Origin of the sequence: Paenibacillus sp. MER 180, from assembly GCF_023713665.1 — a bacterium.
Taxonomy (GTDB): Bacteria; Bacillota; Bacilli; order Paenibacillales; family Paenibacillaceae; genus Paenibacillus_B; species Paenibacillus_B suaedae.
Map to the genome: position 1 here is coordinate 1 of NZ_JAMAVT010000089.1, position 389 is coordinate 389.

Here is a 389-nt window from a genome sequence, read left to right on the forward strand (position 1 = left end):
TCGTTGGTCATGTGATCGCGGGTAGCGTCTGGGCAATCTTCCACATCCTGATTGTTCTGTTGCAGGCATTCATTTTCATGATGCTGACGCTGGTGTATCTCGGCCAGGCGCACGACAAGCACTAAGCGCGGCGTGCAAGAAAGAGTTTCCGTTTTAGTTTTTTAAATCTCAGTTCCAAGTCTTTTCACAAAGGAGTGATCATGCAAGCTTACATCGCCAACATCCAGGGTCTGACCGCCATCGGTATCGGCATCATCATCGGCCTGGGTGCAATCGGCGCCTGTATCGGTATCGCGCTGATGGGTGGCAAGTACATCGAAGCCTGCGCACGTCAGCCGGAACTCATCAACCCGCTGCAAACGAAGATGTTCCTGCTGGCTGGTCTGATC

At 52.7% G+C, this 389-nt stretch carries 2 protein-coding genes; both read left to right on the plus strand.

Annotated features, from left to right (window positions below; genetic code table 11):
- Nucleotides 1–11 precede the first annotated feature (11 nt).
- Nucleotides 12–125 (plus strand): hypothetical protein, encoded by a 114-nt coding sequence (locus M3661_RS30965; protein ID WP_397376569.1) that lies wholly within the window; start codon nucleotides 12–14, stop codon nucleotides 123–125.
- A 75-nt stretch (nucleotides 126–200) separates the two neighbouring features.
- Nucleotides 201–389, plus strand: a 189-nt coding sequence (atpE, locus tag M3661_RS29970) for a F0F1 ATP synthase subunit C (RefSeq protein WP_251491392.1), incomplete at its 3' end; no start/stop codon positions are given.